Genomic DNA, 18866 nt, shown 5'->3' with positions numbered 1-18866 from the left:
GATCAGGTGCCGACCCTCGGTCGGGGCACGGTCCGCGCCCAGAGCGCACGGGCCAGGGCGGGTGCGGCCACCGCCAGCTTGCGGGTGTCGGAGACGCGGTGGCGGACGCTCCACACGTCGTAGTCGGCGGCGGTGATCTCGTCCAGGATGGCGCGGTACAGCCGGAAGGCGGTGGCGACACACGGTCGGGCGACCGGCGAGAGCATCGCGACGCCCGGCTCGGCCTCACGGTAGAAGGCCTGGTTGGCCTCCACGAGCGCGGCGAGGGCGCCCCGGACGCGCGGGTCGGGCCGACGGACGCGCGCGCAGTGCTCCAGGAGCGGCCGGTCCACGCCGTGCGCCGCCAGGACGTCGGCGGGCAGGTAGACGCGGCCCCTGCGCAGGTCCTCCGCCACGTCGCGGAGGAAGTTCGTGAGTTGGAAGGCCTCCCCCAGCGCCGCCGCGTGCGGCGCCGCCTCCTCCCTCGGCGCGCGGGTCCCCAGGACCGGCAGGACCTGGAGCCCGATCACCGCCGCCGACCCGTACATGTACTCGCGCAGGTGGGGCAGGTCGCGGTAGTCCGTGGTGTCGAGGTCCATCCGCATCGAGGCCATGAACGCGGTGAAGTAGTCGGCGGGGAGCCCGTACCTCTCCACCGTGTGCGCCAGTGCCCGCAGCACCGGCTCGCGCGGCTCGCCTCCGGTGAACGCGGTCTCCAGGTCGGCCCCGATCTCGTCCAGGCGGGCGCGCTGGTCGTCCGGGGTCGTGTCCGCGCCGGGCTCGTCGACGATGTCGTCCACCCAGCGCGCGAACCCGTAGAGGGCGTGGATGCCGGGGCGGCGCCCGGGCGGGAGCACCCGCGTGGCGGTGAAGTAGGTGCGGCCGTGGAGGGCGTGCAGCGCGCGGCACCGCAGGTAGTCGGTTCGCAACCGTCCCGGGGCGATCCCCGCGGCGTCCAGTTCCCCGACGGCTGAGGTCATCATCGTGCGCGCTGCTCCGTTCCGGCCACGACGCGCGCGGCCGCCAGTTTCCCCGAGATGAGGACGGTCGGCAGACCCACCCCGGGCGTGGTCCCGCACCCGGCCAGGACCGCGTTGGCGGTTCCGGGGACGGTGTTGCGCGGCCGGAAGGGCCCGGTCTGGGCGAAGGTGTGGGCGAGGGAGAAGGGGGTGCCCCGGGCCAGTCCCTGTCGGGCCCAGTCGGCGGGCGTGACCAGGCGTTCGGCACGTACGGACGCGTCCAGGCCGGTCATCCCCCTGGCTTCGAGGACGGCCACGATCCGGTCCCGGTAGCGGGGGCCCTCGCTGTCCCAGTCGATGTCGGCCGCGGCCAGGTTGGGCGCGGGCGCCAGGACGTACAGGAGGTGGTGGCCGTCGGGTGCCAGGGTCGGATCGGTGACGGTGGGCTGGGTGACCAGGAGTGAGGGGTCGCTCATGGTCCGGCCCTCGTCGATGATCTCGGTGAAGGTGCGCTCCCACTGCGTGCCGAAGGAGATCGTGTGGTGGGCCAGGTGGTCCCAGGTGCGGTCGGTGCCCAGGTGGAGCACCACGGCGGACGGGGAGTACCGGTGCGGCAACGGGCGACGCGAGCGGTGGTCGAGCAGCCGGTGGGCGGCGGCCAGGTCGGTGGTGAGCACCACGTGGTCGCAGGCCAGGCGCTCCCCGTGGTCGGTGACGACCGCCGTGACCCGGTTTCCGCGACGCTCCAGGCGGTGCGCCGACTCCCCGTAGCGCAGGACCGCCCCGGCCTTGGCGGCGGCGCCCGCCAGGGCCTCGCCCATGGCGCGCATACCGCCCTTCGGGAAGTGGACGCCCGCGACGGTGTCCATGTACGCGATGACGGCGTAGGCGGCCAGGGCCCGGTCCGGGGCGACCCCGGCGTAGAGCGACTGGAAGGAGAAGATCCGGCGCAGGCGCTCGTCCTTCAGGTGGCGGCCGACGACCCGGGACAGTCGGCCGAATCCGCCCATCGCCGCGAGTCGGACGAGGTCCGGGCCGAGGAGGTCGAGCGGTGAGTCGAACCGCGCGTCGATGAACGACCGCATCTCCACCTCGTACAGGCGGGTGAGCCAGTCCCGGAGACGCAGGTAGCCCACCGCCTCCCGCAGGCCCGCGACCCGGGCCACCTCGGCGGCCATCCGCTCCCGGTCGGTGTGCACGTCGACGGTGGAGCCGTCGGTGAACGACGCGCGGTAGGCGGGGGTCAGCGGCAGGAGTTCGAGGCGGTCACCGACGGACTCCCCGACGGCGGCGAACGCCTCGTCGAGGAGTTCGGGCATGGTGAGCACGGTCGGCCCGGTGTCGACCCGGAAACCGTCCATGTCCAGGCGCCCGGCGCGCCCGCCGGGGTGGTCCTCGCGTTCGAGCACCACCACCTCGCGTCCGGCGCCCAGCAGGTGGAGGGCGCAGGAGAGCCCGGACAGACCGGCCCCCACCACGACCACGGGGTCCCTACCGTTCCTCACGGGCACGTCGACGATCCTCTCCATGCGGGCTTCACGTACGTGCCGCCGCCTCGGCGAAGCGGTGCAGTCCTTCGGAGACGGCGGGGTGGAGATCGAGTCCGCGGATCCGCCCCAGTCCGCGTTCGGCCAGCGAACGGCATCGGCGGCGGACCTCCCCACGGGCGCCGATCCGGTCGAGCACGCCTGCCGCCTCCTCGGCGTCCACCCGTTCGGAGGGGTGTCCGACCCGGGCGAGGACGCGCTGGGCCGGGAGGTCCCCCGCCTCCGCCGCCCTCCGGACGCCGCAGGCCAGGAGGAGCGTGTTCTTGCCCTCCCGAAGGTCCTCACCGGTCCGTTTCCCGGTGTGGTCGGGGGCGCCGTAGGCGTCCATCAGGTCGTTCCGGAGCTGGAAGGCCACGCCCACATCGGTGCCGTAGGCCCGGAGGGCGGTCACGATGGCCTTGTCGGCCCCGGCCATCACCGCGCCCATGTGCAGGGGTCGCTCGACGGTGTAGGTCGCCGTCTTGAGCTGGTCGATGCGCACCGCCCTCTCCTCGGAGCGGTCGCCGCGGGCCTGGGCGCCGAGGTCGAGGAACTGTCCGGCGATGACCTCGGTCCGCATGTCCCGCCACACCGCGTGCGCGGCGGCCCCGGCGGGCAGGTCGGCCAGGGACTCGTGGAGGAGGTCGTCGGCCCAGACCATGGCGAGGTCGCCGACCAGGATCGCCAGGGACTCGCCGTACCGGCGCGCGTCCCCGCGCAGTCCCCTCTCACGGTGTTGTGTCGTGTACACGGCGTGGAACGAGGGGGAACCGCGCCGGAGCGGGGCGGCGTCCATGACGTCGTCGTGCGCGAGGGCGAAGGACTGGAGCACCTCGACCGCCGAACACGCCCGCAGGGCCGACCTGGCGCCGGGCCCCGCGGCGGCGCCCCCACCGGCGAGCCATCCCCACCAGGCCAGGACGGAGCGCAGGCCCTTGCCCCCGTGCAGTGTGAAGGCGGACATCCTCGCGCAGAGCTCGTCCGCGAAGTCCCCGTCGACCGCCCGCGCCGCCGCGACCCTGTGTCCGAGGTACGCGGCCAGGAGTGCGTTCACCGCGTCCCGGACACCGTCCAGGTCGGTGGGAAGCGGTTCCTCCAGTGTGTCCGCAGGCGAGACGGTGATGGCTACCCCCGGCGAGTGTCCGATTTTTCGGGAAATACCTTGGAAACCGAGCATCTTACTCTGGGGATCATTTCACGCGCTCCCCTCCGGGGCCAGGCGACACTTGGAGGGCGGCCTAGACTCGACGACAAGTGACCGGAGGGACCGTTCACGGAGCGGTAGGGAGATCCATGGACACCGTGCCCAGGGCCGAGCCGCCTGGGAAGGCACTCGGAGACGGCCGCGGTCACAGGACGCGTGAGGAGCTGTACGAGGCGCTCCAGAACGACGGACAGCAGCTCGCCGTGCGCCTGGTCCGGCTTCTGCACCGCATGGCCGACCGCTCGGGAATGAACCCGACCGACTTCCAGTGCTACACACTCCTGCGCGCGAGCGGCACCATGACACCCGGCGAGATCGCCGACAGCCTCTGCCTGTCCACCGGCTCCGTCACCGGCGTCGTGGACCGCCTGGAGGCGCACGGACTGGTCGAGCGCGCCCCGCACCCGCTGGACCGACGCAAGATCGCGGTGCGGCTCCTGGAGGGCGCCGAGGCCGCGCTCGGTCCTCCCGCCCCGGGCATGCGCAAGGCCATGACCGACCTGCACTCCGGGTACGACGAGGCGGAACTCGAGGTGATCGCGGACTGGCTGGACCGCGCGGGCCTCACGCTTGAGGCTCTGATCACCTCACTGCCACCCCGCCCCTGACCCTCGGAGCACCCCTCCGTCCCGCAACGGCGGCGCCACACGGGACTCAAGTCCGTCATGCCGTTTTTGTCGGAACACTCCAACTCGCGGCTTTACTTTGCTGCCAGGGACCAACGGCCCTAACATCCCACGGGACCCATCCGTGGCCGGCAGCGGGACCGGCACTCTCCCAAACACCGCCCAATCCCCCGGCGGTGTCGGGAAGGAGACACCATCTCGTCCCTGCGCACATACATAAAAGAAAAGACGAATCCCACGGTCTTCGGCGTTTCGGGCGTCGTGATCATCGCCTTCATCATCATGGGCGTGGCGTTCACGACCCCCATGCTGGACGCCACTGAGGCCACCCGGACGTGGATCGGTGAGAAGGTCGGCTGGATCTACGTCCTGTCGACGGTGTTCTTCGTGGTCACCGCCGTGTTCCTGATGCTCAGCAAGTACGGGGGCATCCGGCTCGGACCGGACGACTCCCGACCCGAGTTCAGCACCCTGGCCTGGTTCGCCATGCTCTTCACCACGGGCATGGGCATCGGCCTGGTCTTCTGGGGCGTGGCCGAGCCCATCGAGCACCTGCACTGGCCGCGCGACGCCGCGCTCATGCCGGGTCAGGACGGCGCTCCTCTGCCCGAGGCGGCGGCGGAGTCGCTGGCGCTCACCTTCTTCCACTGGGGCTTCCATCCCTGGGCCGTCTACATCGCGCTCGGCCTGTCCCTGGGCTACTTCGCCTACCGCAAGGGTCTGCCGCTGCGCCCGGCCTCCGCGCTCTACCCGCTGCTCGGGGACCGCGCCTTCGGCTGGCCCGGCAACATCGTCGACATCCTCGCGGTGTTCGGCACCATCTTCGGCCTGGCCACGTCGCTGGGCCTGGGCACACTCCAGATCAACGGCGGACTCACCGAGGTGTTCGGGATTCCGAACAACGCGCTGATCCAGACCGTGATCATCGCGGTGATCACGGGTGTGGCGCTGTTCAGCGTGCTCTCCGGCATCGACAAGGGACTGCGCCGCCTGTCGGTGATCAACCTCTGGCTGGCGTTCATCCTGCTCGCCTTCGTGTTCGCGGTCGGACCCAAGCTCTGGATCATCGCGAGCACCACCACCGCCACCGGCGAGTACCTGAGCAACCTCGTCTCGTGGAGCCTCTCGTTCCCGAGCCCCCGGGTCGACGAGCAGGCGGCCGCCTGGACCCAGGCGTGGACCATCTTCTACTGGGGCTGGTGGATCTCCTGGGCGCCCTTCGTCGGCATCTTCCTGGCGAGGATCTCCTACGGACGCACCATCCGTGAGTTCGTGATCGGCGCCCTGTTCGCCCCGACCGGCGTCTGCGTGCTGTGGTTCGGCGTGTTCGGCGGCTCCGGGCTCTTCTACGACCTCGCGGGCAGGGCCAACTTCATCGAGGGAGACGAGGCCCAGGCGGCGTTCACACTGCTGGACGCCCTGCCGATCTCCGGTGTGGTCGCGATGATCGCGGCCGTGTGGCTGCTGGCCGTCGTGGCCATCTTCTTCATCACCTCCGCGGACTCCGGTTCGCTGGTCGTGGACATGCTGACCAACGGCGGCACCCGCAACCCGAGCCGCTTCCAGCGCGGCTTCTGGGCCGTCTGCCTGGGCGGCGTCACCTGGATCCTCCTGGTGGCCGGAGGCGACGACGCGTTGTCGGCGCTTCAAGCGGCCTCGGTGATCACCGGTCTGCCCTTCGCGGTGATCCTGCTGTTCATGGCGGCGGGGCTGTTCAAGGGGCTGGCCAGCGAACGCGCCCCGGGTGAACCCAAGAGATCACGGGCCGAGGATCGCTCCCGATCCGGAGACCGGGCAGAGTAGGGTCCAGAGTTCGTTCCTGACGGTGGACGGATCACCACCGACGGCGCATTGAGGAGGCAACGGTGGCACCCAAGAGGTTCAGCAACCCCTTCCACGGGGTGGTGGACATGATCACCGAGATGAACAGGATGTCGGACACGATCTCCACGATCGAGACCACCCAGGTGGGCGAGCGTGAGAGGACGTTCGCCGACGCCTGGAGCCCGTCCACGGACATCATGGCCAAGGGCCGCGACCTCGTCATCCGAGCGGAGCTGCCCGGGGTCAAGGAGACCGACGTGTCGGTCAGCCTGGCCCACGGCGTGCTCGTCATCAGCGGCGAGCGGCACCGCGAGGAGGACGACTCCACGATCTACTACACGTCCGAGCGCTTCATGGGCTCGTTCCGGCGTGAGATCAGCCTTCCCGAGGACGTCGAGGACAAGGACGTCGAGGCGGCCTTCGGTGACGGCCTCCTGGAGGTCGTCGTCCACGGGGGCGCCCACACCGGCGGCCCCCGGCAGATCGCGATCAAGAAGCGCGGTCGGCCGCGCGGACGCCCGCTGTAGGGCGGACCAGGCACAAGGAGAAGGGAGCCCGTGACCGGCGACGGTCACGGGCTCCCTTCCCTTGCGGGGTCCTCGGCCTCAGAACTCCCGGTCGGCCTCGTACGGGCCGATCACGGCCAGCGCCCTCGGGCGGGCCAGCAGCTCGGCGGCGACCCCGGCGACGTCGTCCTGCGTGACGGCGTCGAACCGGGCCAGGTCCTCGTCGATGGAGAAGTGGCGCGGCTGGGTGAGCTCGTGCGCGAGCAGACGGCCCATCCGGGCGTTGGTGCCCTCGCTGCCCAGCACCATGGCTCCCTGGATCTGGCCCTTGGCGCGGGTCAGCTCCTCCGCCGTGATCCCGGAGGCGGCGACCTTGGCCAGCTCGTCGCGGCAGACCCCGATGACCTCGTCGGCCTTCTCCGGAAGGCAGCCCGCGTAGATCTGGAAGGTTCCGGTGTCGGCGTAGGCCGTGTGGTACGCGTGCACCGCGTAGGCCAGGCCGCGCTTCTCCCGCACCTCCTGGAACAGGCGCGACGACATGCCGCCGCCCAGAGCGGCGCTGAGCAGCCGCAGGGCGTGCCAGCGCGGGTCGGTGCGGGTCAGCCCCTCCGAACCCAGGATGATGTGCGCCTGCTCGGTCTCACGCGGTTGCACGACCGTGCCACCGAACGTGCGGACCGGCTCCCCGGCTCCGCGCGGGCGGGACGGGCGGGCGTCACCGGCCGCACCGAGGCGGTTCGCGAACATGGCGCGGACCTGCTCCACGACGCTCTCGTGGTCCAGGCTGCCCGCCGCCGTCACGATGAGCTCCGAGGGCACGTAGGCGTCCCGGTACTGCTCCGCGATGCGCTCGCGGGACAGTGCCTTGATGCTGTCGGTGGTGCCGAGGATCGGACGCCCCAGCGGGGTGTCACCGAAGAAGTGCTCCGCGAAGACGTCGTCCACCAGGTCGGCGGGCTCGTCCTCGTACATGGCGATCTCCTCCAGGATCACGCCGCGCTCGGTCTCCACCTCCCCCTCGTCCAGGACGGAGTTGGCGACCATGTCGCCCACCACGTCCACCGCGAGCGGCAGGTCCCGGTCGAGGACCTTCGCGTAGTAGCAGGTGTGTTCCTTGGTGGTGTACGCGTTGTGGTCGGCGCCCACCCCGTCCAGCAGCGCGGAGATCTCCAGCGCCGACCGGGTCCCGGTCCCCTTGAAGAGCAGGTGCTCCAGGAAGTGCGCCGACCCCGCGTGCGCGGAGTCCTCGTCACGGGAGCCGGTGGTCGCGGAGATGCCGAAGGCGGCGGAGCGGCCCCCGGGGACGTTCTCGGTGACCACGCGCAGGCCGCCGGGCAGCACCGTCCGACGCACCAGACCGGAACCGCCGTCGGGCTCCAGCAGCGTGACGGTCGTGCCCGGCTCCTGCTCGGCGGCGATGGGGACAGAACTCATGAATCCTTCTTCTTCGCGTCGGGACATCCAGCAGAGCATACGCCCGGGACGACGGCGGGGCGGCCGCGTCGTGCAGACGCGACCGCCCCGTACAGGGTCACACAGGCGTGGATCAGGTGTTCTCGGAACGCCCGCCCGAGCTGCGGCGACGGCGACGGCGCGGGGCGCCCTCGGACTTGTCGTCACCCTTCTCGGCGTCCTCGTCCGCGTCCGCGGCCGCGGGGGCCTCGGGCTTGTCGGACTTGGCGGCGGTCTCGGACTCCACGACCTCGACCGGGACCAGGGAGAGCTTCCCGCGGTCGTCGATCTCGCGGATCTCGACCTGGATCTTCTCACCGATGCTGATCACGTCGTCGAGGTTCTCGATGCGCTGGCCGCCGTGCAGCTTGCGGATCTGCGAGATGTGCAGCAGACCGTCCTTGCCGGGCAGCAGCGAGACGAACGCGCCGAAGGCGGTCGTCTTGACGACGGTGCCCAGGTAGCGGTCGCCCACCTCGGGCATGGTCGGGTTCGCGATCTGGTTGATCGTGTCCCGGGCCGCCTCGGCGGAGGGGCCGTCGGTGGCACCGATGTAGATGGTGCCGTCGTCCTCGATCGAGATGTCCGCGCCGGTGTCGTCCTGGATCGAGTTGATCATCTTGCCCTTCGGGCCGATGACCTCACCGATCTTCTCGACGGGCACCTTGACGGTCAGGATGCGCGGAGCGTTCGGGCTCATCTCGGCCGGACGCTCGATGGCCTCCTGCATGACGTCGAGGATGGCCAGACGGGCGCCGCGGGCCTGCTGGAGTGCCAGGGCCAGCTGCTCGGCGGGGATGCCGTCGAGCTTGGTGTCCAGCTGGAGCGCCGTGATGAGCTCACGGGTGCCGGCGACCTTGAAGTCCATGTCGCCGAAGGCGTCCTCGGCACCGAGGATGTCGGTCAGCGTGACGAACTCGTCGCCCTCGCTGATCAGACCCATGGCGATACCGGACACCATCTCCTTCAGGGGCACACCGGCCGCCATCAGGGACATGGTGGAGGCGCAGACCGAACCCATCGAGGTGGAGCCGTTGGACCCGAGGGCCTCGGACACCTGGCGGATGGCGTACGGGAACTCCTCGCGGGCGGGCAGAACCGGCAGCAGGGCCCGCTCGGCCAGGGCGCCGTGCCCGATCTCGCGCCGCTTGGGCGAGCCCACCCGACCGGTCTCACCGGTGGAGTAGGGCGGGAAGTTGTAGTTGTGCATGTAGCGCTTGGTCTTGTCCGGGTTGAGCGTGTCAACCGTCTGCTCCATGCGCAGCATGTTCAGCGTGGTGACGCCCATGATCTGGGTCTCGCCACGCTCGAAGAGGGCCGAACCGTGCACCCGCGGCAGGATGCCGACCTCGGCGCTCAGCTGGCGGATGTCCTTGGGACCACGGCCGTCGATGCGGACCTTGTCGCGCAGGACGCGCTCACGCATGAGCTGCTTGCTGAGGCTGCGGAAGGCGGCGCTGATCTCCTTCTCGCGGCCCTCGAAGTCCTCGGCCAGCTTCTCGGCGGCCGACGCCTTGATCTTGTCGAGCTCGGACTCGCGGTCCTGCTTGTCCGCGATGGTGAGCGCCTTGGCGAGCTCCTCGCGCACGGCGCCCTCGACGGCGGCGTAGGCGTCGTCCTCGTAGTCGAGGAAGATCGGGAACTCGCCCTGCTCACGGCTGGCCTGGTCGGCCACGGCCTGCTGGGCCTTGCACAGCACCTTGATGAAGGGCTTGGCGGCCTCGAGGCCCTCGGCGACGGTCTGCTCGTTGGGGCCGACGGCGCCCTCGGCGACCAGCTTCAGGGTCCGGGTGGTGGACTCCGCCTCGACCATCATGATCGCGACGTCGCCGTCCTCCAGGACACGGCCGGCGACGACCATGTCGAAGGTGGCGCCCTCAAGCTCGCCGTGGGTGGGGAAACCGACCCACTGGCCGTCGATCAGCGCGACCCGGACGCCGCCGAGCGGGCCGGAGAAGGGCAGACCGGCGATCTGCGTGGACATCGAGGCCGCGTTGATGGCGACGACGTCGTACAGGTGCTCGGGGTGCAGCGACAGGATCGTCTCGACGATCTGGATCTCGTTGCGCAGGCCCTTCTTGAAGGAGGGGCGCAGCGGACGGTCGATCAGACGGCAGGTGAGGATGGCGTCCTCGGAAGGACGGCCCTCACGCCGGAAGAAGGAGCCGGGGATGCGGCCGGCGGCGTACATCCGCTCCTCGACGTCCACCGTCAGGGGGAAGAAGTCGAGGTTCTCCTTGGGCCGCTTCGAGGCGGTGGTGGCCGACAGGACGACGGTCTCGTCGTCCAGGTAGACCGTGGCCGAACCGGCGGCCTGACGGGCCAGACGGCCGGTCTCGAAGCGGATGGTACGGGTGCCGAACTTGCCGTTGTCGATGACGGCTTCGGCCGAGTAAACGCCCTCCATGGGCGACCTCCTGTTACACGTTGCGGGCGCCGCGCCGGGACCTCCCGGTCCGTGGCACGGCGATGTTGTTCCCGTGTCGTGCCCCGGAGGTGATGACGGTCGGTCATCGATCGAAGCCCACGGCCCGCCCGTACGGGCGGTGTCCGGAGACCACTACCGAGGACCGACCCCTGGGTCCGGGGTGGCGGCACGGGTGGTGCGGGTGGCGTCCTGTCGCGGACACCACTCTGGTCACACCTTACTAACAAAGAGGGAGCGGCCGAAGCCACTCCCTCCGAAACGACCTAGCGACGCAGGCCCAGACGCTCGATGAGCGAGCGGTAGCGGGTGATGTCCTGCTTGGCCACGTACTTGAGCAGACGGCGGCGACGGCCGACCATCAGGAGCAGGCCACGACGGCTGTGGTGGTCGTGCTTGTGGTCCTTCAGGTGCTCGGTGAGCTCGGTGATGCGGTGCGTGAGCAGCGCGATCTGGACCTCGGGGGAGCCGGTGTCACCTTCGACGGTGGCGTACTCGGCGATGATCTTTTCCTTGGTGGCGGTGTCGATCGACACGACGCTCCTTCACTGAGAAGTCGGTACGCAGGGGCGAACCCCGGTACGTGGCAGGGTTCAGACGCGGTGACCGCGCGTACGAGCAGTCACCGTCGCGTGTGGCGCGCGCGGCCCTCCGCCGATGGCGTGGGTGCACCGCGCTCCCGCGGAATCCGCTCCCCGAAAGGGGCGTGACTCACCGCGGGCACACGTGGACGGACCCCACCCTATCGCAGATGACGAGGGGCGGAACCCCGTTCCCCGGTGACGACGGACTCAGGCGACGCCGAGGACCTCACGGCAGCGGTCGACGTCGCGGCGCATCGCCACGATGAGCGCCTCGATGTCCTCGAACCGTTCCTGACCCCGGATACGCGCGGTGAAGTCGACCGCCATGCGCAGTCCGTACAGCTCCAGGTCGTCGCGGTCCAGGGCGTAGGCCTCCACCGTGCGCTCGGCTCCGTCGAACGTGGGGTTGGTGCCCACGGAGATCGCCGCGGGCCACCGCGTCTCGTGCCCCTCGACCGGCTCCAGACGGCTGAGCCACCCGGCGTACACGCCGTCACCGGGCACGGCGGTGTCCGGGTGCAGGTCGGCGTTGGCGGTGGGGAAACCCAGGAGTTCGCGACCCCGGGCGGCGCCGTGCACGATCTCCCCGGACACCCGGTGCGGGCGGCCCAGGAGTTCGGCGGCCGCCGCGACGTCGCCCTCGTCGAGCAGGGAGCGCACCCGTGTGGAGGTGATGGTGTCGCCCTCGGCCACCAGGCGCACGCCGTCCACCGCGAAGTCGTGCTTCTCCCCCAGTTCGGCCAGCACGGCGACGTTCCCGGCCGCCCGGTGGCCGAAGCGGAAGTCCTCACCGACCACGACGGCGGCGGCGCCGAGCCGGTCGGACAGCACGCGGCGGACGAACTCCTCGGCGCCGAGCGAGGACAGCGCCTCGTCGAAGGGCAGGACGCACACGGCGTCGACCCCGAGGGGCGCCATGAGCTCCACCCGGCGGTCGACCGGGGTCAGGACCGCCGGGGTGGTCCCGCGCAGCACGCGTTCGGGGTGGGGGTCGAAGGTGACCGCGACCACCGGCAGACCGAGCCGGTCGGCGTGCCCGCGCGCGGCGGCCAGGATCGCCTGGTGTCCCCGGTGCACGCCGTCGAAGACGCCGACCGCCACCACGGACCGTCCCCAGTCCGAGGGGATGTCCCCCAGCCCGTCCCATCGCAGCACTTTCGGTCCCCTTCACTCACGTCCACTCGGGCAGGGTCAACCCTGCCATGTCACGTCCCCCGCTTCAGCCAGGCACCGGTATGGTCCCGCGCACCCGCTCTCCGCCGAGGGCAGAGACGGGTTGGCACGAGCCGGACACCGTGGTCAAGGGCCTGTCGGAGGTTCCCCAGGTCCGGGCGGTCTCGGACCGGTACACCGAGGGAGTCCGGGGCTCCCGCCTCCTGGAACTGCCCGAAACCGGGCACCTGGCCTCGGTGGAGCGGCCGGGCGAACTGACCGCCGCCCTCGCCGCCTTCCTGGACGAGGTCACACGGCGCCCCTGAGCCAGATTCCGAGAAGGCTCCGGGAATCTTCGCGAAACCCGCACACATCCAGTGACGCCTCGCTATCTTCGCCCTTGTGAACAACACGCTGACATCGGACTTCAGCAAGAAAGTCGTCCAGCCACCCCTCGAACACGATGGTGGCATGGCGGGTAGCATAAGTGTCATGAACGGCGCTACCAAGAAGTACTCCGTCACCCTTCCCGAGGACCTCGCCGAGGACGCCCGCTCCCGTAGCGGCGGCTCGGGGCTCTCCGCCTACGTCACCAACGCGGTCAGACGGCAGGTCCAACGCGACCAGTTGGCTGAGCTGGTCGAAACACTGGAGGCCGAGAACGGCCCGGTCACGGACGAACGAATGAGTGAGATACGCGACGAGATGCGTCGGGCCCTGCAAGAGCAGGGAGTCAGCGCGTCCGGTTCCGCGCAGAAGCGAAAAGAGGACGAGGCCGCGTGAGTCCCGCCCCCCGTACACCGGTCAGGTCCCTCGTTCTGGACAGCGAGGGGCTCGCCGGAGCCATCCGCAGAGACGGCCGGATCAGTGAGTGGCTCGCCACCGCGCTCCAGGACGACATGACCGTCCTGACCAGTGCGGCCACGCTCGTGGAGGTCGTGCACCCCGGGATCAGGCGCCCGGCGCTGGAGTGGACCCTGTCCCGGATCACCGTCGAGCCGGTCACGGAAGAGGTCGCACGAACCGCGTGCGCCCTGCTCTCCGAGGCAGGACTCCACGGCCACAAACACGCGATCGACGCGATGCTGTGCGCCACCGCGCTCCGGGCGGAGGCCCCCGCCGTCATCCTGACCTCCGACCCGGACGACCTCCTGGCCCTGTGCGCGGGCCGGGCCGCCGTCATCAAGATCTGATCAGGCCGGGGAGAACACCACGACCGGCTTCATGTGGCCCGGGCGGTTCTCGCCCAGGGCGACCACGGTGCCGTCCGGGGCGAACAACCCCACCGGGCCGTCGCCCAGGGAGCTCTCACTGATCCGGTTCCCGTGGCGGATCGCGCGGGTCTCGGCCTCGTCCATGGTGCGTACCGGGAACGCGGCGGCCACGGCCTGGGCCAGGGGGACCTGGGTGAACTCCTTGGCGAGCTCGTCGAGCGTGCGGGCCTGGGACAGGTCGTAGGGGCCCACCCGGGTACGGCGCAGGGCGGTGAGGTGCCCGCCCACGGCCAGGTCCGCGCCCATGTCACGGGCGAGCGAGCGGATGTAGGTACCGCTGGAGCCGGTGATCACCGCGTCCACGTCCACGAAGCCGTCGGGGGTGTGCCGGACCGCGGTCACGTCGAACTGGGAGACGGTGACCGTCCGTGCCTTGAGCGCCACCTCCTTGCCCTCACGGGCCGACTTGTAGGCGCGTTTGCCGTCCACCTTGATCGCGCTGACCTGCGGCGGGACCTGCTGGATCGGGCCGGTGAGCTTCGCCACGGCCGCATGCACGTCCGCGTCGGTGACGGTGGAGGCGTCCACCCGGACCCCGGGTTCGCCCTCGGCGTCGTCGGTGTTGGTGACCAGCCCGAGGCGGATCGTGGCCTCGTAGGTCTTCTCGGTCAGGGTCAGGTGACCGAGCAGCTTGGTGCCCTTCTCGATCCCCAGGACCAGGACCCCGGTGGCCATCGGGTCCAGGGTGCCCGCGTGGCCCACGCGCCGGGTGCGCGCCAGACCCCGGGTCTTCGCGACCACGTCGTGTGAGGTCCAGTCGGCGGGCTTGTCGACGACCACGACACCGCTGTCGGCCATGGGGGCTCCTTCTGAGAGGGGGCGGCGGCCGCTGCCGCCGCCCCGGGGGTCTGGTTACTCGTCGTCCTCGTCCTCGTCCTCACGAGGCGCCTTGTACGGGTCGGCTTCACCCGCGTGCTTGGCTCCGGTGGCCTTCTGGGCCACCTCCTCGTCGGACTTGCGCGCCTCGACCAGCAGCTTCTCGATGTGCTGGGCGTTCTCCTGCACCTCGTCGATGACGAAGGTCAGGCTGGGCGTGTGGCGGATGCCGGTCTGGCGACCGACCTCACTGCGGATCACGCCCTTGGCGCTCTCCAGCGCGGCCGCGCTGGCCGCCTTCTCCTCGGGGGTGCCGAACACCGTGTAGTACACCGTGGCGTCCCGCAGGTCCGCGGTGATCCGGGCGTCGGTCACGGTGACGAATCCCAGGCGCGGGTCCTTGATTCGCCGGTCCAGCATCTCGGCGACGATCCGCTGGATTCGGTCGGCGATCTTTCGCGCGCGTGCGGCGTCAACCATCGTCAGTCTTCCTCTTCGTTGAAGAGCCGCTGCCTGGCGGAGAGCAGCTCCAGTTCGGGACGGCCCGCGACGAGACGCTCGCAGGTGTCCATCTGGTCCCGGGCGTGGGCGGCGGTCGGCGCGACCACCGCGACACCGATCACGGCCCGACGGTAGAGGTCGTGTTCTCCGACTTCGGAGACCGACACCGAGAACTTCCGTCGCAGTTCGGCGATGACCGGCCGGACCAGCGAACGCTTCTGTTTGAGCGAGTGGACGTCTCCGAGGAGCACGTCCAGTGTCAGCGCCCCAACGTACAAGTGATCACCTGTGTGTTGTGTGAGCCGTCAAAGGCGGGGCCCCGGACACGCTCGTCCGGGGCCCCAGGTGGATCAGTCCTCGCGACTAGTCGCGGGGCTTCTCCTGCATCTCGTAGGTCTCGATGACGTCCTCGACCCGGATGTCGTTGTAACCGACACCGATACCGCACTCGAAGCCCTCGCGGACCTCGGTGGCGTCGTCCTTGAACCGGCGCAGCGACTCGACGTTGAGGTTCTCGGAGATGACCTTGCCCTCGCGGATGAGCCGTGCCTTGGTGTTGCGGCGGATGATCCCGTCGCGGACGATGGCACCGGCGATGTTGCCGATCTTCGGCACCTTGAAGACCTCGCGGACCTCGGCGCTGCCGAGCTGGACCTCCTCGTAGATGGGCTTGAGGAGACCCTTGACCGCGGCTTCGACCTCGTCGATGGCCTGGTAGATGACCGAGTAGTACCGGATGTCGACGCCCATGCGGTCCGCCAGCTGGCTGTTCTTGCCCTCGGGCCGAACGTTGAAGCCGACGATGATCGCGTCCGCGGACGACGCCAGGTTGATGTCGTTCTGCGTGATGGCACCGACGCCGCGTCCGATGATCCGGATGCTGACCTCGTCGCCACCGGCGTCGATCTTGAGCAGCGACTCCTCGAGCGCCTCGACCGAACCGGACATGTCGCCCTTGATGAGGAGGAGCAGCTCGGAGCGCTCGCCCTCCTTGATGGCGGACTGCCAGTTGTCGAGGGTGACCCGGCGGGCCGACTTCGCCTGCTGGGCGAAGCGCTCGCGCGCCTCACGCTGCTGGGCGATCTGACGGGCCACGCGGTCGTCCTTGACGACCAGGAAGCTGTCACCGGCGCTGGGCACGTTGGTCAGACCCAGGACCTGGACCGGACGGGACGGCTCGGCCGACTGCACGTTCTCGCCGTGCTCGTCGAGCATGGCGCGGACGCGGCCGAAGGCGTCGCCGCAGACGATGGAGTCACCGACGTTGAGCGTGCCCCGCTGGACCAGCACCGTGGCCATGGAACCGCGACCGCGGTCCAGGTAGGCCTCGATCGCCAGACCCTGGGCGTCCATGTCCGGGTTGGCCTGGAGGTCCAGGGCCGCGTCGGACGTGAGGACGATCGACTCGAGCAGGGCGTCGATGTTGTCGCCCTTGAGCGCGGAGATGTCCACGAACTGGACGTCGCCGCCGTACTCCTCGGCCACGAGGCCGTACTCGGTCATCTGGGCGCGCACCCGCTGCGGGTCCGCTCCCTCGACGTCGATCTTGTTGACCGCGACCACGATCGGCACCTCGGCCGCCTTGGCGTGGTCGATGGCCTCGGCCGTCTGCGGCTTGACGCCGTCGTCGGCCGCCACGACCAGGACCGCCACGTCGGTGACCTTCGCACCACGGGCACGCATGGCGGTGAACGCCTCGTGACCGGGGGTGTCGATGAAGGTGATCTTGCGCTCTTCGCCGTCCACCTCGGTCGCGACCTGGTAGGCACCGATGTGCTGGGTGATTCCGCCGGCCTCGCCGCTGACGACGTTGGTCTTACGGATGGTGTCCAGCAGTCGGGTCTTACCGTGGTCGACGTGACCCATGACGGTGACCACGGGCGGACGCGGACGCAGCTCGGCGTCGCCGCCCTCGTTCTCACCGAACTCGATGGAGAAGGACTCCAGCAGCTCGCGGTCCTCGTCCTCGGGGCTCACGACCTCGATCGTGTACTTCAGCTCCTCGCCGAGCAGCTGAAGCGTCTCGTCGGGCAGCGACTGGGTCGCGGTGACCATCTCGCCCAGGTGCATCATGACCTGGACCAGCGACGCCGGGTTGACGTCGATCTTGTCGCCGAAGTCCGAGAGCGAGGCGCCACGGGACAGACGGATCGTCTGGTTGTTGCCGCTCGGGATCTTCACGCCGCCGAAGGACGGGGCCTGGAGGTCGTTGAACTCCTGACGCCGCTGCTTCTTGGACTTGCGGGCGCGTCCGGGACGACCGCCCGGACGGCCGAACGCACCGGCCGTTCCGCCACCGCGACCGCGACCGCCGCCACCGGGACGACCACCGAAGCCGCCGGGACGACCGCCGCCGCCACCGGGACGCGGACCCGCACCTGCGGGAGCGCCGCCACGGCCGCGGCCACCGCCGCCACCGGGACGACCGCCGCCGGCACCACCGCGGCCGCCGCCAGCGGGCGCGGCCGGCCGGGACGAGGGCATGTTCATCGGGCTGGGACGCGGACCACCGGGACGCGGAGCGCCGCCGGCACCGCCGGGACGCGGAGCACCGCCACCGGGGCGGGGAGCGCCCGCGGCACCGCCGGGACGCGGGGCGCGCTGGTCGCCACCGCCCTGCGGGCCACCCGGACGGGGACCCGGACGCGGGCCACCGGCACCGCCGGGACGCGGAGCGCCGCCGCCGGGACGCGGGGCGCGCTGGTCGCCACCGCCCTGCGGGCCACCCGGACGGGGACCCGGACGCGGACCGGCGGCACCGCCGGGACGCGGAGCGGAGGGCTTGGAGCCCATGCCCGAGGCGTTGGACGCGAACGGGTTGTTGCCCGGACGCGGACCCGGACGGGGACCGCCCGGACGCGGGCCGCGGCCGCCGTCACGACCACCCTCGCGGCCGCCGGAACGCTCCGGACGGTCACCGCGCTGGGGACGGTCGCCACGGGCGCCGCCCTGGGCACCGCTGGGCTTGGGGCCGCCGGGACGCGGGGCGTCGCCGCCACGGGCCGCCCTCGGAGCCGGCTTGGGGCCGGGCTTCGGAGCGGACTCGGGACGCTCGGCGGGCTTCTCGAAATGCGGGACCGCGGGCTTCTCCACCGGCGCGGCGGGCTTCTCCACCGGCGCGGCCGGTTTCTCGACCGGCGCGGCCGGCTTCTCGGCCTTCTCAGCCGGAGCTGCGGGCGTCTCGGCCTTGGGGGCCGCGGGGCGCGCGGCCGGACCGGGCTTCGGGCCCGGCTTGGGCGCGGGGCCGGGCTTGGGAGCCGCGGGACGCGCCGAACCTTCGGCGGCGGGCTTGGGACCGGGCTTGGCCGATCCGCCCTTCTTGCCGCCGTCGGAACCGTTGTCGAAAGCTTCTTGCAGGCGTCGAACGACGGGGGCCTCTATCGTCGAGGACGCCGAACGGACGAATTCGCCCATCTCGTTGAGCTTGGCCAGCACGGCCTTGCTCTCTACACCGAACTCCTTGGCGAGTTCGTACACCCGGACCTTCGCCACACTTCTCCTTCAGCTTCGGTCCGGGACATGGGCTTGTGCCGGACCGTCGTTAGCTCGAGTTACTCATCGCTGCGTACTCATCAGGCGCTCATCGCAATCTCGACCTGCTTCCTCATCGCTACACAACAATGGGCCAGCTCATAGGTGCCGACACAGCACTACACGCCGACCTCGGTCACATCAACCACGGAGTCGGCGCGGACATTCCAACCCTATCCGGAACCGAGCGGAGCTCGGTCAAGCGGGGGCGTCACCAAGGAGGGACCTCACAAGTGAGACGTCCCACCCGGTGGCGCCACCACCGTTCCGGTTCCGGAAGGCGCGGGACCATGCTCTGCGGCGTTCGGCGAGCTCCAGGCATCGCCGATCGTGGTGCAGATAGGCGCCGCGCCCCGGACGTCGACCCCGGGTGTCGGGCGTGATGACCGTGCCCACGGCCACCAGCCGCACGAGGTCGGACTGGACTGTCCGCGACCGGCACCCCACGCACGTACGCACGGGGCGGTCAGGACCGTCTCCGGCCACCCTATCGCGTCGGGACATGGG

Annotated in this window: 18 protein-coding genes; 6 read left to right on the top strand and 12 right to left on the bottom strand. The window is 70.6% G+C overall.

Translation table 11 applies throughout. The annotated features are described in order from the left end of the window. Positions 1-2: 2 nt before the first annotated feature. From AC0VYM_RS06520 to AC0VYM_RS06510, 3 genes are read right to left on the bottom strand one after another with little or no spacing between them, the layout of a single operon-like run. Complete coding sequence (locus AC0VYM_RS06520; RefSeq protein ID WP_475462959.1) at positions 3-959, bottom strand: phytoene/squalene synthase family protein; 957 nt, start codon at positions 957-959, stop codon at positions 3-5. Beyond that, positions 959-2422 carry a phytoene desaturase family protein gene (gene crtI / locus AC0VYM_RS06515; protein WP_475462958.1) on the bottom strand — a complete coding sequence of 488 codons (1464 nt, stop codon included), beginning with the start codon at positions 2420-2422 and terminating at the stop codon, positions 959-961. Before crtI ends, AC0VYM_RS06520 begins: the two co-directional genes overlap by 1 nt. Positions 2423-2474: 52 nt before the next feature. Next, positions 2475-3518 carry a polyprenyl synthetase family protein gene (locus tag AC0VYM_RS06510; protein WP_475460105.1) on the bottom strand — a complete coding sequence of 348 codons (1044 nt, stop codon included), beginning with the start codon at positions 3516-3518 and terminating at the stop codon, positions 2475-2477. A 239-nt stretch (positions 3519-3757) separates the two neighbouring features. Here AC0VYM_RS06510 and AC0VYM_RS06505 point away from each other — a divergent pair, with 239 nt between their 5' ends. From AC0VYM_RS06505 to AC0VYM_RS06495, 3 genes are all read left to right on the top strand, one after another. Further along, complete coding sequence (locus tag AC0VYM_RS06505; protein WP_475460102.1) at positions 3758-4276, top strand: MarR family winged helix-turn-helix transcriptional regulator; 519 nt, start codon at positions 3758-3760, stop codon at positions 4274-4276. Between the two features lie 279 nt (positions 4277-4555). Beyond that, on the top strand, positions 4556-6097 hold the full coding sequence (locus AC0VYM_RS06500) for a BCCT family transporter (protein WP_475460099.1): 1542 nt from the start codon (positions 4556-4558) through the stop codon (positions 6095-6097). Between the two features lie 62 nt (positions 6098-6159). Continuing rightward, on the top strand, positions 6160-6645 hold the full coding sequence (locus tag AC0VYM_RS06495) for an Hsp20/alpha crystallin family protein (protein ID WP_378742925.1): 486 nt from the start codon (positions 6160-6162) through the stop codon (positions 6643-6645). 78 nt (positions 6646-6723) lie between these two features. Here the strand turns inward: AC0VYM_RS06495 and AC0VYM_RS06490 are convergent, their stop codons facing one another. The 4 genes from AC0VYM_RS06490 to AC0VYM_RS06475 form a co-directional block, all read right to left on the bottom strand. Then, positions 6724-8058 (bottom strand): M16 family metallopeptidase, encoded by a 1335-nt coding sequence (locus tag AC0VYM_RS06490; protein ID WP_475460096.1) that lies wholly within the window; start codon positions 8056-8058, stop codon positions 6724-6726. A gap of 112 nt (positions 8059-8170) precedes the next feature. Beyond that, on the bottom strand, positions 8171-10483 hold the full coding sequence (locus tag AC0VYM_RS06485; RefSeq protein WP_475460093.1) for a polyribonucleotide nucleotidyltransferase: 2313 nt from the start codon (positions 10481-10483) through the stop codon (positions 8171-8173). Between the two features lie 284 nt (positions 10484-10767). After that, entirely contained in the window at positions 10768-11037 is a 270-nt protein-coding gene (rpsO, locus tag AC0VYM_RS06480) for a 30S ribosomal protein S15 (RefSeq protein ID WP_017542637.1), read from the bottom strand. A 255-nt stretch (positions 11038-11292) separates the two neighbouring features. Beyond that, entirely contained in the window at positions 11293-12240 is a 948-nt protein-coding gene (locus tag AC0VYM_RS06475; RefSeq protein ID WP_475460089.1) for a bifunctional riboflavin kinase/FAD synthetase, read from the bottom strand. Positions 12241-12320: 80 nt separating this feature from the next. Between AC0VYM_RS06475 and AC0VYM_RS06470 the strand changes: the two genes are divergently transcribed. The 3 genes from AC0VYM_RS06470 (at position 12321) to AC0VYM_RS06460 (ending at position 13430) form a co-directional block, all read left to right on the top strand. Further along, positions 12321-12563: an alpha/beta fold hydrolase gene (locus AC0VYM_RS06470; RefSeq protein WP_475460086.1), complete on the top strand. Its 243-nt coding sequence runs from the start codon at positions 12321-12323 to the stop codon at positions 12561-12563. Between the two features lie 166 nt (positions 12564-12729). Beyond that, on the top strand, positions 12730-13020 hold the full coding sequence (locus tag AC0VYM_RS06465; RefSeq protein ID WP_017542634.1) for a hypothetical protein: 291 nt from the start codon (positions 12730-12732) through the stop codon (positions 13018-13020). Continuing rightward, entirely contained in the window at positions 13017-13430 is a 414-nt protein-coding gene (locus AC0VYM_RS06460; protein WP_475460084.1) for a type II toxin-antitoxin system VapC family toxin, read from the top strand. Before AC0VYM_RS06465 ends, AC0VYM_RS06460 begins: the two co-directional genes overlap by 4 nt. Here the strand turns inward: AC0VYM_RS06460 and truB are convergent, their stop codons facing one another. From truB to AC0VYM_RS06435, 5 genes are all read right to left on the bottom strand, one after another. Beyond that, entirely contained in the window at positions 13431-14309 is an 879-nt protein-coding gene (gene truB, locus AC0VYM_RS06455; protein WP_475460082.1) for a tRNA pseudouridine(55) synthase TruB, read from the bottom strand. It lies immediately after the preceding gene. Between the two features lie 54 nt (positions 14310-14363). Beyond that, entirely contained in the window at positions 14364-14807 is a 444-nt protein-coding gene (gene rbfA, locus AC0VYM_RS06450) for a 30S ribosome-binding factor RbfA (protein ID WP_017584939.1), read from the bottom strand. Between the two features lie 2 nt (positions 14808-14809). After that, positions 14810-15106 carry a DUF503 domain-containing protein gene (locus AC0VYM_RS06445; protein ID WP_475460079.1) on the bottom strand — a complete coding sequence of 99 codons (297 nt, stop codon included), beginning with the start codon at positions 15104-15106 and terminating at the stop codon, positions 14810-14812. Positions 15107-15191: 85 nt separating this feature from the next. After that, on the bottom strand, positions 15192-18320 hold the full coding sequence (infB, locus tag AC0VYM_RS06440; RefSeq protein WP_475460076.1) for a translation initiation factor IF-2: 3129 nt from the start codon (positions 18318-18320) through the stop codon (positions 15192-15194). Between the two features lie 237 nt (positions 18321-18557). Further along, on the bottom strand, positions 18558-18863 hold the full coding sequence (locus AC0VYM_RS06435) for a YlxR family protein (RefSeq protein WP_475460074.1): 306 nt from the start codon (positions 18861-18863) through the stop codon (positions 18558-18560). Between the last annotated feature and the right edge of the window lie 3 nt (positions 18864-18866).

The sequence above is a fragment of the Nocardiopsis sp. iso_237 genome (assembly GCF_056173345.1).
Note: the sequence above shows the minus strand (reverse complement) of the source record. Positions and strands in the feature narration are given on the sequence as shown.